16 protein-coding genes are annotated in these 14073 nt (G+C 50.9%); 8 read left to right on the forward strand and 8 right to left on the reverse strand.

The window, feature by feature from the left end:
* Positions 1-8: 8 nt before the first annotated feature.
* The 4 genes from accA (at position 9) to tilS (ending at position 4999) form a co-directional block, all read left to right on the forward strand.
* Positions 9-968, forward strand: coding sequence for an acetyl-CoA carboxylase carboxyl transferase subunit alpha (accA, locus tag AC6EMZ_RS14525; protein WP_498403246.1), 960 nt, complete (start codon positions 9-11; stop codon positions 966-968).
* A 100-nt stretch (positions 969-1068) separates the two neighbouring features.
* Positions 1069-3207, forward strand: a complete 2139-nt coding sequence (locus AC6EMZ_RS14530; RefSeq protein ID WP_498403247.1) for a lysine decarboxylase LdcC — start codon at positions 1069-1071, stop codon at positions 3205-3207.
* A 59-nt stretch (positions 3208-3266) separates the two neighbouring features.
* A complete protein-coding gene (locus AC6EMZ_RS14535) occupies positions 3267-3656 on the forward strand; it encodes a VOC family protein (RefSeq protein WP_498403248.1) in 390 nt (129 codons plus the stop codon).
* A 62-nt stretch (positions 3657-3718) separates the two neighbouring features.
* Entirely contained in the window at positions 3719-4999 is a 1281-nt protein-coding gene (gene tilS / locus AC6EMZ_RS14540) for a tRNA lysidine(34) synthetase TilS (RefSeq protein ID WP_498403249.1), read from the forward strand.
* A gap of 28 nt (positions 5000-5027) precedes the next feature.
* Here tilS and rof read toward each other — a convergent pair whose 3' ends face one another.
* Positions 5028-5288 (reverse strand): Rho-binding antiterminator, encoded by a 261-nt coding sequence (rof, locus tag AC6EMZ_RS14545; protein ID WP_498403250.1) that lies wholly within the window; start codon positions 5286-5288, stop codon positions 5028-5030.
* Complete coding sequence (locus AC6EMZ_RS14550; protein ID WP_498403251.1) at positions 5275-5475, reverse strand: YaeP family protein; 201 nt, start codon at positions 5473-5475, stop codon at positions 5275-5277. Before AC6EMZ_RS14550 ends, rof begins: the two co-directional genes overlap by 14 nt.
* Positions 5476-5673: 198 nt before the next feature.
* Here AC6EMZ_RS14550 and AC6EMZ_RS14555 point away from each other — a divergent pair, with 198 nt between their 5' ends.
* From AC6EMZ_RS14555 to nlpE, 3 genes are read left to right on the forward strand one after another with little or no spacing between them, the layout of a single operon-like run.
* A complete protein-coding gene (locus AC6EMZ_RS14555) occupies positions 5674-6219 on the forward strand; it encodes a YaeQ family protein (protein WP_498403252.1) in 546 nt (181 codons plus the stop codon).
* Positions 6216-6638, forward strand: a complete 423-nt coding sequence (arfB, locus tag AC6EMZ_RS14560) for an alternative ribosome rescue aminoacyl-tRNA hydrolase ArfB (RefSeq protein ID WP_498403253.1) — start codon at positions 6216-6218, stop codon at positions 6636-6638. The genes AC6EMZ_RS14555 and arfB overlap by 4 nt, the downstream gene beginning before the upstream one ends.
* A gap of 32 nt (positions 6639-6670) precedes the next feature.
* Complete coding sequence (nlpE, locus tag AC6EMZ_RS14565) at positions 6671-7369, forward strand: envelope stress response activation lipoprotein NlpE (RefSeq protein ID WP_498403254.1); 699 nt, start codon at positions 6671-6673, stop codon at positions 7367-7369.
* A gap of 53 nt (positions 7370-7422) precedes the next feature.
* On the opposite strand, the gene proS is transcribed toward nlpE, so the two are convergent.
* The 6 genes from proS to metN form a co-directional block, all read right to left on the reverse strand.
* Entirely contained in the window at positions 7423-9141 is a 1719-nt protein-coding gene (gene proS / locus AC6EMZ_RS14570; protein WP_498403255.1) for a proline--tRNA ligase, read from the reverse strand.
* 112 nt (positions 9142-9253) lie between these two features.
* Complete coding sequence (tsaA, locus tag AC6EMZ_RS14575; RefSeq protein ID WP_498403256.1) at positions 9254-9961, reverse strand: tRNA (N6-threonylcarbamoyladenosine(37)-N6)-methyltransferase TrmO; 708 nt, start codon at positions 9959-9961, stop codon at positions 9254-9256.
* The gene (rcsF, locus tag AC6EMZ_RS14580) at positions 9958-10362 is read right to left on the reverse strand and encodes an envelope stress sensor lipoprotein RcsF (protein ID WP_498403257.1); all 405 of its coding nucleotides are present in this window, start codon (positions 10360-10362) and stop codon (positions 9958-9960) included. Before rcsF ends, tsaA begins: the two co-directional genes overlap by 4 nt.
* Positions 10363-10468: 106 nt before the next feature.
* Positions 10469-11284, reverse strand: coding sequence for a methionine ABC transporter substrate-binding lipoprotein MetQ (gene metQ / locus AC6EMZ_RS14585; RefSeq protein WP_498403259.1), 816 nt, complete (start codon positions 11282-11284; stop codon positions 10469-10471).
* 38 nt (positions 11285-11322) lie between these two features.
* Complete coding sequence (locus AC6EMZ_RS14590) at positions 11323-11976, reverse strand: methionine ABC transporter permease MetI (RefSeq protein WP_498403260.1); 654 nt, start codon at positions 11974-11976, stop codon at positions 11323-11325.
* Positions 11969-13000: a methionine ABC transporter ATP-binding protein MetN gene (gene metN / locus AC6EMZ_RS14595; protein ID WP_498403261.1), complete on the reverse strand. Its 1032-nt coding sequence runs from the start codon at positions 12998-13000 to the stop codon at positions 11969-11971. Before metN ends, AC6EMZ_RS14590 begins: the two co-directional genes overlap by 8 nt.
* Positions 13001-13187: 187 nt before the next feature.
* On the opposite strand from metN, the gene gmhB reads away from it, so the two are divergent.
* Positions 13188-13748: a D-glycero-beta-D-manno-heptose 1,7-bisphosphate 7-phosphatase gene (gene gmhB / locus AC6EMZ_RS14600; protein ID WP_498403262.1), complete on the forward strand. Its 561-nt coding sequence runs from the start codon at positions 13188-13190 to the stop codon at positions 13746-13748.
* The last annotated feature ends 325 nt before the right edge of the window (positions 13749-14073 follow it).

Here is a 14073-nt window from a genome sequence, read left to right on the forward strand (position 1 = left end):
GGAATACTATGAGTCTGAATTTCCTTGATTTCGAACAGCCGATCGCAGAGCTGGAAGCGAAAATCGATTCTCTGACCGCCGTTGGCCGTCAAGATGAAAAACTGGATATTAACATCGACGAAGAAGTGCATCGTCTACGTGAAAAAAGCGTAGAACTGACGCGCAAAATCTTTGCCGATCTCGGCGCATGGCAAATTGCCCAGTTGGCACGCCATCCTCAGCGTCCGTACACCCTGGATTATGTCCGCCTGGCGTTTGATGAATTTGACGAACTGGCAGGCGATCGTGCTTATGCCGACGACAAAGCCATTGTCGGCGGTATTGCGCGCCTGGACGGTCGTCCGGTGATGATCATTGGTCATCAGAAAGGTCGTGAAACCAAAGAGAAGATCCGCCGTAACTTTGGGATGCCAGCGCCGGAAGGCTACCGTAAGGCGCTGCGCCTGATGGAAATGGCTGAGCGTTTCAACATGCCAATCGTGACCTTCATCGACACCCCGGGTGCCTATCCTGGTGTGGGTGCTGAAGAGCGCGGCCAGTCAGAAGCGATTGCGCGTAACCTGCGTGAAATGTCTCGCCTGAAGGTACCGGTTATTTGTACCGTTATTGGTGAAGGCGGTTCCGGTGGTGCGCTGGCAATCGGTGTGGGCGATAAAGTGAATATGTTGCAGTACAGCACCTATTCCGTTATCTCTCCAGAAGGCTGTGCTTCCATTCTGTGGAAGAGTGCAGATAAAGCGCCGTTGGCCGCTGAAGCGATGGGAATTACTGCCCCTCGCCTCAAAGAGCTTAAACTGATCGACTCCGTGATCCCTGAACCATTGGGTGGTGCGCACCGTAAGCCAGAAGTGATGGCGGCTTCGCTTAAAGCGCAGTTGCTTGCCGATCTGGCAGATCTGGATGTATTGAGCACAGAAGATTTGCTTAATCGTCGTTATCAGCGTCTGATGAACTACGGTTACGCCTAAGCTTCACATTCGTCTTAAAAGCCGCACAGTGTTGCGGCTTTTTTTATACCTGCCGTTTACCTCAACTATGCTTAGCTAATGTTTTTCAAGGAGGTAGACCGTGAACATCATTGCTATTATGGGGCCGCACGGCGTCTTTTATAAAGACGAGCCCATCAAGGAGCTAGAGCAGTCGTTACAGTCGCGTGGATTTCAGCTCATCTGGCCAAACAACAGTGCTGACCTGCTGAAGTTTATCGAACACAACCCGCGTATCTGTGGCGTGATCTTTGACTGGGATGAATACGATCTTGAGCTGTGTAGTGATATCAATCAGCTGAATGAATATCTGCCGCTCTACGCTTTTATTAATACCCAGTCGACGATGGACGTTAGTGCGCACGACATGCGTATGGCGCTATGGTTCTTCGAATATGCTCTGGGGGCCGCCGAGGACATTGCGACCCGCGTTCAACAATATACGCGTGAATATCTCGATAATATTACCCCTCCGTTTACCCGCGCGCTCTTCACCTACGTGAAGGAAGGGAAATATACGTTTTGCACACCAGGTCATATGGGAGGCACGGCATATCAGAAAAGCCCGGTCGGGTGCCTGTTTTATGATTTCTTTGGCGGAAATACCCTGAAGGCAGATGTGTCGATCTCGGTCACGGAGCTCGGTTCTTTACTGGACCATACCGGCCCGCATCTTGAGGCGGAAGAGTATATTGCGCGGACCTTCGGTGCTGAGCAGAGTTACATGGTGACTAACGGGACATCGACATCGAATAAGATTGTGGGGATGTATGCCGCACCTGCCGGAAGTACGCTGCTGATTGATCGTAACTGCCATAAGTCATTGGCACATTTACTGATGATGAGTGATGTCGTGCCGCTCTGGCTTTCGCCTACGCGTAATGCGCTAGGGATCCTTGGCGGTATTCCGCGTCGGGAATTCTCTCATGCAGCTATTGAGCGCAAAGTGGCATCGATACCCGATGCGAGCTGGCCGATTCATGCGGTCATTACCAACTCCACCTATGATGGCCTGCTGTACAACACCAACTGGATTAAGCAGACGCTTGATATCCCTTCCATTCATTTTGATTCAGCGTGGGTGCCGTACACCAATTTCCATCCCATTTATGCCGGCAAAAGTGGGATGAGCGGCGAGCGCATGCCCGGCAAAGTGTTCTTTGAGACACAATCGACGCATAAAATGCTGGCGGCTTTTTCCCAGGCTTCTTTAATTCATGTCAAAGGCGAGTATGACGAAGAGACTTTCAATGAAGCCTTTATGATGCACACGACCACATCGCCCAGTTATCCGCTGGTGGCCTCGATTGAAACCGCGGCGGCGATGCTGCGCGGCAACCCCGGTAAAAGACTTATCACGCGTTCAGTTGATCGGGCGCTACATTTTCGCAAGGAAGTACAGCGCCTTAAAGACGAGGCCGAGGGTTGGTTCTTTGATATCTGGCAGCCAGAAGAAATCGACGAAGCGGAATGCTGGCCGGTTGCTCCCGACCAAAGCTGGCACGGGTTTAAAGAAGCCGATGCTGACCATATGTTCCTCGACCCGGTCAAAGTGACGATATTAACGCCAGGCATGGATGAACAGGGAACGATGAGTGATGAAGGCATCCCGGCTGCGCTGGTGGCAAAATTCCTTGATGAGCGTGGTGTAGTGGTCGAGAAAACGGGGCCGTACAACTTGCTGTTTCTGTTCAGCATTGGGATCGACAAAACCCGGGCGATGGGGTTACTGCGTGGACTGATGGAGTTCAAGCGCGCTTACGATCTCAATTTACGCGTCAAAAATATGCTGCCGGATCTGTATGCCGAAGATCCTGATTTTTATCGCAACATGCGCATTCAGGATCTGGCGCAGGGGATCCACCGGCTTATCCGTCAGCACGATCTCCCACGTCTGATGCTTCAGGCATTCGACGTTCTGCCAGAAATGAAGCTGACGCCGTATAGGGCCTGGCAACGTCAGGTAAAAGGTGAGGTGGAAACCGTCGAGCTGGAAAATCTGGTTGGGCGCGTATCGGCTAATATGATCCTGCCTTATCCGCCGGGGGTTCCGCTATTAATGCCGGGAGAGATGATCACCGAAAGTAGCAGGGCGGTGCTCGATTTTCTGCTGATGCTTTGTTCCGTTGGTCGACACTTCCCCGGTTTTGAAACCGACATCCATGGCACGAAGCGCGATGACGACGGCGTTTACTGGGTCCGAGTCCTAAAATCAGGTTGACCTCTTGCGTGGTCGGGGTTTTCAGTTGTAACGTTCTGGCATCATAAAAAGGAGAAGCTATGCTGGGTTTAAAACAGGTTCATCATATTGCCATTATTGCTACGGACTACGCCAAAAGTAAGGCGTTCTATTGTGACACGCTGGGGTTCACACTCATGGCAGAAGCGTATCGCGCCGAGCGTGATTCATGGAAAGGCGATCTGGCGCTGAATGGGCAATATGTGATTGAGCTGTTTTCTTTCCCTTTTCCGCCTTCTCGTCCCTCACGGCCAGAAGCCTGTGGACTTCGCCATCTTGCGTTTAGCGTGGACAATCTCGACCTGGCCGTCGAGCATCTTGAAGCGCACGGCGTCAAGTGCGAAGCCATCCGAATCGACCCGTTTACCGATAAGCGATTTACCTTTTTCAATGACCCGGATGGATTACCGCTGGAGCTTTACCAGCAGTAATACTTGCTATCCCCGCTAATGCTCGGTAGTTTTCCGGGCATGAGTCCTCTGTAAGAATCCCTATGACACAACCTGTTATCGCTCAGTCTGTTAATCCATATCGCCATCTACTGGTTGGGTTTAGCGGTGGGCTGGATTCTACCGTACTGCTTCATCGGCTGATGCTCTGGCGCGAGCAAGAACCTGACGTGCAGATACGGGCAATTCACATTCATCATGGATTGAGTTCAAACGCAGAAACCTGGGTTGCGCATTGTGAGGCACTTTGTAAAGCGTGGCGTATTCCTCTTATTGTCGAACGGGTTACGCTGAACGATGAGGGGCTGGGGATCGAAGCGCAGGCGCGTAAGGCTCGCTATTGTGCTTTTGAAAAAGCACTTGAGGTCGGTGAGGCGTTAGTCACGGCGCAGCATCTGGACGATCAATGCGAAACCTTTTTGCTGGCGCTAAAACGCGGGAGTGGTCCCGCCGGGTTATCCGCTATGCCCGATCGCACGGCATTTTCTGGTACCTTTTTGTTGCGTCCACTGTTGAGTGAAACTCGGGCATCGTTGGAAAGATGGGCGCTCGACCATCACTTGCACTGGATTGAAGACGAAAGTAATCAGGATGACAGTTATGACCGCAATTTCCTGAGGCTTCGCGTTGTGCCCCAGCTTGCCGCACGTTGGCCTCATTTTGCGCAAGCTGCGGCGAGAAGCGCGGCGCTTTGCGCCGAGCAAGAGAGTTTGCTGGATGAGTTGCTGAGCGAGCAGTTGTCTAGTCTTACATCGGAGGAAGGCGCATTAGACATTGTACCTCTGACACTGATGAGCCCAGTACGTCGTGCCGCGTTGCTTCGGCGCTGGCTTGCGGCTCACGGTGCGCAGATGCCTTCGCGCGACATGCTTTGTCGAATTTGGGACGAAGTTGCGTTGGCGCGTGAAGATGCCGCGCCGCGTTTGTATCTCAACGGGTTTGAAGTGAGGCGCTTCAGGGGGCAGCTTTGGTGGATTCAATTCCAGCCTTCACTGGCAGGGGAAATGGTTGAATGGACGGATCCCTCAGTGCCTTTACGTCTTCCTCAGGGCGTCGTGTCTTTAACGGCAAACGGACCTGTCCGTCCGCCCGAAAAGGGAGAAATCGTCACGGTGCGTTATAAAGCCAGCGGCCTGCTACACATCGTTGGGCGTAACGGCGGACGAAAGTTGAAAAAAATCTGGCAAGAGTACGATATTCCGCCCTGGCAACGAGACACCACGCCGCTACTTTTTTATGGCGAAACGCTCATTGCAGCAGCGGGGGTATTTGTCACCCAGGAAGGTTGGGCAGAAGAAGGCGTGACGTTTGAATGGAAAGCGTAACGGGCAGTTGACTGCCCGTTAAAGAAAATCAGGACTCGCTAACAACGACGGTGCCGATTTCTGGATGGCTGAAGCTGGCAATTTTATCGAGACGAAGCTCACGGGTTGAGCCTGCGTCTTCGACGACCAGATATTCAACGTTTTTGCGTGAGACCAGATCGCTGGCTTTTGCCTTCAACACCTCGCCGTCTTTTAACTCCAGCGCCAATATCAGATGATGCTGGCAGGCGAGCTCGAGGTTGTCATAGTCATCACAGTTGATGGGTTGATAGGTTTCATTCATTGACATAATCGCTCACCAGTAAATTCGCAGCAGCATACGCCGCTTTTTCCCTGACCGATTCTGAAATGCTGTCATCCGACGCCACTTCATTCAGCACCTTCAATACACAGCCCAACGCATCCGGGATGTAACCCAGATCTCCGCTAGCAATTTCCGCATACCGTTTGCGAATTAACTCACAATAATTTTCCACATCCCCTCCTGTCAGCGCACTGACGTTACTGTGAGATCCCCTTAAGCCTACGAAGATAAACTCGGTTTAGCAAGGTGACTATACCATACTCATTCAAGCAATATCAGCAGCTTGATATTGCTGACATTCACCGCGCCGTAACAGCCTTTTGGCCGTAATTTCGCTACAATGGCTGTCTGATTCGAATGGAGTTCTCTCATGGCGCTGAAAGCGACTATTTATAAAGCTGTGGTCAACGTGGCCGATCTTGACCGCAACCAGTTCCTGGATGCGTCATTAACGCTGGCACGTCACCCATCTGAAACGCAGGAGCGCATGATGCTGCGCCTGCTGGCATGGATTAAGTACGCAAACGAGCGGCTACAGTTTAGCCGTGGATTGAGCGCGGAAGACGAGCCGGAAGCCTGGCAGCTTAACGATCATATGGGCATTGATTTGTGGATCGAACTTGGTCTACCGGATGAACGCCGTATCAAGAAAGCCTGTACCCAATCTGCTGAGGTGGCGCTATTTACCTATAATCAACGTGCTGCAGAGATCTGGTGGCAGCAAAATCAGAAGAAATGCGCGCAGTTTCCGCATCTTTCTGTGTGGTATCTGGATGATGAACAACTGGCTCAACTGAGCGCGTTTGCCGGACGGACGATGGCGTTACAGGCAACGATTCAGGATGGTGCTATCTGGTTGTCTGATTCCCAGAATAATCTGGAAATTCATCTGGCAGCGTGGCAGTCGTCCAAATGATAGAGTTGTCCCGAACCGTAACCATTCCTGATAGTGAGATTGAGATCACCGCGATTCGCGCTCAGGGAGCGGGAGGGCAGCATGTAAATAAAGCCTCAACGGCTATCCATTTGCGCTTTGACATTCGGGCCTCTAGCCTGCCAGAGTATTACAAAGAGATACTGCTTGCTGCCAGCCATCATCTCATTACGAGTGATGGCATCATGATTATTAAGGCGCAAGAATATCGCAGCCAGGAGTTAAACCGGGCGGCGGCACTTTCCCGGCTGGTGGCGGTCATAAAAGAATTAACCGCAGTGCAAAAAAGTCGTCGGGCTACCCGTCCTACGCGCGCGTCGAAAGAACGCCGATTATCATCGAAGGCGCAGAAATCCTCAGTGAAGTCACTACGCGGTAAAGTTCGTCGGCCTCAGGATTGACGGGCCAGGACACATTTTATAAGGAATTTATCGTGAAAACAGTAATCTTGTCAGCACTGGCAGCTTCAACGCTCTTTGCGCTAATTGGCTGTAATAATCGTGCTGAAATGCAGGTAATCCAACCGACGCAATCGGCGGAATTAAAGCCTATGCAGCAAAGTTGGCGCGGGGTTTTACCTTGCGCAGACTGCGAAGGTATTGAAACCACTCTGTTCCTGGAAAAAGACGGAACCTGGGTTATGAACCAGCGTTATCAGGGGGCGAAAGAACCGTCTTCATTTGCCACTTACGGTAAATGGGCACGTACCGCTGAGAAGCTGGTGCTGATTGATGCACAAGGCGAGAAAACGTTTTTCCGCGCCAAAGGCGAGGGAATGGAGATGCTCGATCGTGAAGGTAATCCGATTGAATCTCAGTTCAACTACACGCTGGCGCCCGTGAATGCAGCACTACCGTCAACCCCAATGGCGATGCGCGGTATGTACTTCTACATGGCCGATGCGGCGATATTTACCGACTGTGCCACCGGCAAAAAAGTGAATGTTGCGAACAATGCGCAGTTGGAACGTGATTACGCGGTTGCACGTGGAAACGACAGCAAGCCTGTTCTGCTAACCGTTGATGGTCACTTTACGCTAGAGCCTAATCCTGACAGCGGTGAGATGGTGAAAACGCTGATGGCGGATAAAGACGCGAAGTTCCACGCGGGTAAAGACTGTAGCGATAAATAATATTCGCGTGAAAGCTCATATAAAAAACCCCGCGTTTCGCGGGGTTTGTATTTTTAGCCTTTGATGGCTTTCACCAGATAATCAAGAATGTCTCCCGTCTTGATCATTTGCTTCTCACCACTGCGACGGTATTTATATTCGATATCATCGCTGTCGAGGTTACGGTCGCCGATCACAACGGTATGCGGAATACCGATCAGTTCCATATCGGCGAACATGACGCCAGGACGCTCTTTACGATCGTCCATCAGCACTTCAATGCCCTGCGCACGGAGTTCGCTATACAGCTTCTCTGCCAACTCTTGTACACGATAAGACTTATGCATGTTCATCGGCAGAATCGCTACCTGGAATGGTGCAAGGTTGTCTGGCCATACGATACCGCGCTCATCGTGGTTCTGTTCAATCGCCGCCGCAACGACGCGAGTCACACCGATACCGTAGCAACCCATTGTCAGTACCTGGTTACGGCCATCTTCGCCTTGAACACACGCATTCATTGCCTGGGAATATTTAGTACCCAACTGGAAGATGTGGCCCACTTCGATCCCACGTTTGATCATCAGCGTACCCTGACCATCCGGGCTTGGGTCGCCTGCTACTACGTTACGAATATCAGCCACTTCTGGCATTGCGGTGTCGCGATCCCAGTTAATGCCAAAGTAGTGCTTACCATCGATGTTTGCGCCAGCGGAGAAATCGCTCATTGCCGCAACGGTACGATCGATGACGACTGGAATTGGCATGTTAACCGGGCCAAGAGATCCAGGACCTGCATTTACTACTGCACGGATTTCTGCTTCGGTAGCAAAAGTCAGCGGGCTCGCCACCTGAGGAAGCTTTTCTGCTTTGACTTCGTTCAGTTCGTGATCGCCACGCACCAGCAGGGCAACCAGCGGGTAAGCACTGTCTTCTACGGCTTTAACCAGCAGGGTTTTCACCGTTTTTTCGACAGGCAGATTGAACTGCTCGACCAGCTCGGCGATGGTTTTTGCGTTTGGCGTATCAACCAGCTTCATCTCTTCAGTCGCTGCTGCACGCGGTGCGGATGGGGCCAGGGCTTCTGCGAATTCAATATTGGCCGCGTAATCAGACGTATCAGAGAAGATCACGTCATCTTCGCCGCTCTGCGCCAGTACCTGAAATTCATGAGAAGCGCTACCACCGATAGAACCGGTATCAGCCTGAACAGCACGGAAATCCAGACCCATGCGTGAGAAGATTTTGCTGTAAGCCTCATACATCTTGTCGTAAGTCTCTTGCAGAGACTCCTGAGACGTATGGAAGGAATACGAATCTTTCATCAGGAATTCGCGAGAACGCATCACACCAAAGCGTGGGCGAACTTCGTCACGGAACTTGGTCTGAATCTGGAAGAAGTTCAGCGGCAACTGCTTATAGGAGTTCAGCTCGTTACGGATCAGGTCAGTGATCACTTCTTCATGCGTTGGGCCGAGAACAAAAGCACGTTCGCTACGGTCAACAACACGCAACAGTTCTGGGCCGTACTGCTCCCAGCGGCCACTCTCCATCCACAGGTCAGCAGGCTGAACTACAGGCATGGACACCTCAATGGCACCGGCGTTGTTCATTTCTTCACGCACGATGTTTTCGACTTTTTTCAGGACGCGCAGGCCGGTTGGCAGCCAGGTATATAAACCGGAGGCCAGCTTGCGAATCATCCCGGCGCGCAGCATTAGCTGATGGCTAATGACTTCGGCGTCGGCAGGTGTCTCCTTCAGTGTGGAGAGCAGGTATTGGCTAGTACGCATGTAGTTACGGTTCCATTTCGACGATTTGACCAGGCTGAGACGTCAACCTGACACAAAAAAAGTGGTTTAGTTTACCAGTGTGGCAAAGATGCCAAAAGAGAGGAGGTGAAAATTACTTCGGCTCAAGAGCAAAGACTTCAAAACCTGATTCGGTGACGCGCCAGCGAACGTTAAAGTCTAACAACCATACAGCGTACGTTTTCCCTGCTTCTTCGTCTTTACGATAAGCCGGACGAGGATCTTGCGCCAGAACTTCGACGATAAAATCAGCCAGCCGAGGGTAACGTTTTTCCAGCTGCGGTAGTTGCAGTGAGATTTCTGCCGTGAAGTATACGGGCATCTCTGCCTGCGGAGCCTGTTGAGCGTAGCTTGCGCGGGCATCCGGTAACGCTTCCGCAAAAGGTAAATAAGGTTTGATGTCGACGACCGGGGTCCCGTCTACCAGATCCAAACTGCCAAGTTCAAGTATCACCCGATCCTTTTGGCAGCGAATGTCTTTAAGTTCAACGAGAGACATACCAACAGGATTTGGACGGAACGTCGAACGTGTCGCAAAAACACCCATTCTGGCATTGCCGCCAAGCCGTGGAGGGCGAACGGTAGGGCGCCAGCCACCCTCCATCGTTTGATGGAAGATAAAGAGAACCCACAGGTGGCTGAAAGCTTCCAGACCACGAACCGCTTCGGCCTGATTATAGGGGGCAATAAGGTGAAGCTCGCCGCCGCAGCTTTTCACCAGGCCAGGCTGGCGCGGAACGGCAAACTTCTCTTTATAGGGGGAGCGAATAACACCTATTTGCTCAAACTGAAATACACTCATTTAGCCGTAACGTTAAGCGCATTACCGATGCAAACTGCCTGGCGATAACAGCCTGGTGTGCCGCTGGTCACTTCGCAGCTATGCAGCAATACGGCATTGGCTTTCATTTTGGCTGCATTGATCTGCAAGCGTTTACGCGCAGTTGGAATGTTCGGCGGAGAATCCTGATTGGATGCCTGGCATGATTCGCCGGAGACTTCGCCCAAATCGCGGAAAGGTTTGCCGACTAAATCTTCAGCTTTGGTATAGATTCTTACCGGCGCTGGGCGCGGTGCCTTCGGTTTTGCAGGCTCCACTTTGGGCGGGGTCGCCGTGCTTTTTACAGGCTCAACAGGAGATCTGCTTAGCATTGAACAGCCACTCAGCATGAGCGCTAAAAGGCAGATCGGTAAAGCACGCATAATATTTCCTCAATGAATAATCAAATCGTCAGTTATTGAATCAGTTGCCTGCATAAATGACAAGGCGGGCTTTCGCCCGCCCTGATGATATTACATAAGGATAAGATTACCAGCCTTTAACAGCGCCGCCGTTAAAGACTTTGTTGGCTTCCTGGTAAACTTCGTCAGACTGATATGCCTGAACGAATTTTTTCACGTTTTCCGCATCTTTGTTATCTTCACGGCTCACGATCATATTGACGTATGGAGAGTCTTTATCTTCAACGAAGATACCGTCTTTAGCTGGCGTCAGGCCAATTTGGCTGGCATAAGTGGTGTTGATAACCGCCAATGCAATCTGAGCATCATCAAGAGAGCGCGGCAGCTGCGGGGCTTCAAGCTCAACAATCTTCAGATTTTTTGGGTTCTCGGCAACATCAAGCACGGTCGGCAGCAGGCCAACGCCATCTTTCAGCTTGATCAAGCCGACTTTCTGCAGGAGCAGCAGGGAGCGGCCCAGGTTAGTTGGGTCGTTTGGTACGGCGACCTGAGAGCCAGGCTGCAGTTCTTCCAGTGATTTGATTTTCTTGGAGTAGCCAGCAATCGGGTAAACAAAGGTGTTGCCTACGGAAACAAGTTTGTAGCCACGATCTTTGATCTGCTGATCCAGATAAGGTTTGTGCTGGAAGGCGTTAACATCGATATCGCCTTTGCTCAGGGCTTCGTTAGGCAATACATAATCGTTAAACGTGACCAACTCAACGTCCAGACCGTATTTCTCTTTTGCGACTTTTTGTGCGGCTTCAGCAACCTGCTGTTCAGCGCCAACGATAACACCGACTTTGATGTGATTCGGATCTTTTTCGTCTTGACCGCAACCCAGCAGTGCCAGAGATCCGATCAGCGCGCCTACCGCTGCAAAGGTCTTGAATTTAAACGTCATGTTATATCCTTAATTCGTCGAGTTTGTGTTGTGTAACGTTATTTATGAGTCACTGCACGGACGATACGATCGCCAGAGAATTGAATGAGATAAACCAGCACAACCAGCAATACCAGAACGGTGTTCATTACGGTAGCGTTATAACCGATATAACCGTACTGATATCCGATCTGACCCAGACCGCCAGCACCAACGGCTCCGCCCATTGCAGAATAGCCCACCAGAGTGATCAGTGTAATGGTCGCGGCATTCACCAGGCCAGGAAGCGCTTCAGGTAATAGAACCTTACGCACGATCTGCATAGGTGTTGCACCCATAGCGCGAGACGCTTCAATCAGCCCGGTTGGGATTTCCAACAGCGCATTCTCAACCATACGAGCGATAAACGGTGCGGCTCCGACAGTTAAAGGAACAATTGCCGCCTGCAGGCCAATCGATGTACCCACAATGATGCGGGTAAATGGAATCATCCATACCAGCAGGATAATAAAAGGAATAGAACGGAAGATATTCACTAACGCAGAAACGGTGCGATAGAGTTTTGCATTCTCAGCAATTTGGCCCGGGCGCGTAACATAAAGTAGTACGCCGACTGGCAGGCCAATGACAAAGCCAAAAAAGCCAGATACGAAGGTCATTGCCAGCGTTTCCCAAACGCCGCGAACCAGTAGCCACATCATCGGCTCAGACATAACCCAATACCTCTACTTTTACATGGTGTTCCTGCAGCCAGGCGATGGCGGCTTGTGTTTCTGCTTGGGTGCCGTGCATTTCTGTCAGCATGATGCCGAACTTCACGCCGCCGGCATAATCCATCTGCGCACTGATGATGTTGTTATTCACATTAAAGCGGCGGGCTGTTTCAGAGAGCAGGGGGGCATCCACGGACTGACCGGTAAATTCCATGCGTAGCATTGGAACGCTATCAGTTGCAGGTTCTGCTTTTAGGCGAGCCTGATAATCTTCTGGGATATCCAGATGCAGAGTGGATTGAATGAATTGCTGCGCCAACGGGGTTTTCGGGTGTGAGAACACTTCACTTACCGTGTCTTGTTCAATCAACTCACCGTTACTGATCACCGCCACACAATCACAAATGCGTTTCACGACATCCATTTCATGGGTAATAAGGAGGATGGTCAAACCCAGGCGGCGGTTAATGTCTTTCAGCAGTTCCAGAATCGAACGCGTTGTTGCCGGGTCGAGAGCGCTGGTGGCTTCATCACATAGCAACACCTTAGGGTTGCTTGCCAGTGCGCGAGCAATCGCAACGCGCTGTTTCTGCCCACCGGACAGGTTGACCGCATAGCTGTCATGCTTGTCACTCAGACCAACCAGATCAAGCAGTTCTGTCACGCGTCGTTTGATCTCTTCTTTTGGCGTATTGTCGAGTTCCAGTGGGAGCGCGACATTGCCAAATACCGTACGGGATGCCAGCAAATTAAAGTGCTGAAAGATCATGCCTATCTGGCGGCGGGCTTTGGTCAATTCTTTTTCAGAAAGTTTTGTTAATTCCTGGTCTCCAACCTGGACGCTACCTTCGGTTGGGCGCTCCAGTAAATTAACGCAACGAATGAGCGTACTTTTACCTGCGCCCGAGGCGCCAATGACGCCATAAATCTGTCCAGCCGGAACGTGCAGGCTGACGTTGTTCAGCGCCTGTATCGTTCTGGTTCCTTGCTGGAACACTTTGGTGATATTGGAAAGTTTAATCATTAGATTATTTTTATCGTATGTGAGTTAGCCGTGGCATTTTCTTCTGCGCGATACGGGAGTCTCCCGTAGATAAATGGATGTTAAGGCATCCAGACGGCTAAATCAATGCAACAGTGCGTGATGAGCACTTTCTTGTGCTGTGAAACGTGAGATACTAATGGAACATGCCTTTTTCAGGAGCAAACCGGTGGCAAAATCAGTACCTGCAATTTTTCTCGATCGTGATGGCACTATTAATGTTGATCATGGTTACGTGCATGAGATTGACGCGTTTGAATTTATCGAAGGCGTTATCGATGCCATGCGTGAACTAAAAGAAATGGGTTATGCGCTGGTGGTGGTGACAAACCAATCAGGTATTGCGCGGGGTAAATTCACCGAAGCCCAATTCGAGACGCTGACAGAATGGATGGATTGGTCGCTGGCCGATCGTGGTGTTGAGCTGGATGGCATCTATTATTGTCCTCATCATCCGCAGGGGACCGTTGAGGAGTATCGTCAGACCTGCGATTGCCGTAAACCTCATCCGGGGATGTTTGTTTCCGCCCAGGAGTTTATGGACATTGATATGGCCGCTTCTTATATGGTGGGTGACAAACTTGAAGATATGCAGGCAGCCACAGCGGCTGGTGTAGGCACCAAAGTATTAGTACGTACCGGTAAACCGGTAACGCCTGAAGCAGAGAATGCCGCTGATTGGGTGATTAATAGCCTTGCGGAACTGCCAAAAGCCCTCAAAAAGCGCTAAAAACAGCCTTTACGGCGAAAATGTGAGCGGTTGAAATAAAATTGTATTTTTCCGCTTGTCATTCCTTGGAAGCTCCCTATAATGCGCCTCCATCGACACGGCAGATGTGAATCACTTCACACAACAACCGGTTCGGTTGAAGAGAAAAAATTCTGAAATTGAGGGTTGACTCTGAAAGAGGAAAGCGTAATATACGCCACCTCGCAACGGTGAGCGAAAGCCGCGTTGCACTGCTCTTTAACAATTTATCAGACAATCTGTGTGGGCACTCAAAGTGACATGGATTCTAAACGTCGCAAGACGCTAAATGAATACCAAAGTCTCT

Source organism: Enterobacter sp. SCRI0065 (assembly GCF_059766475.1).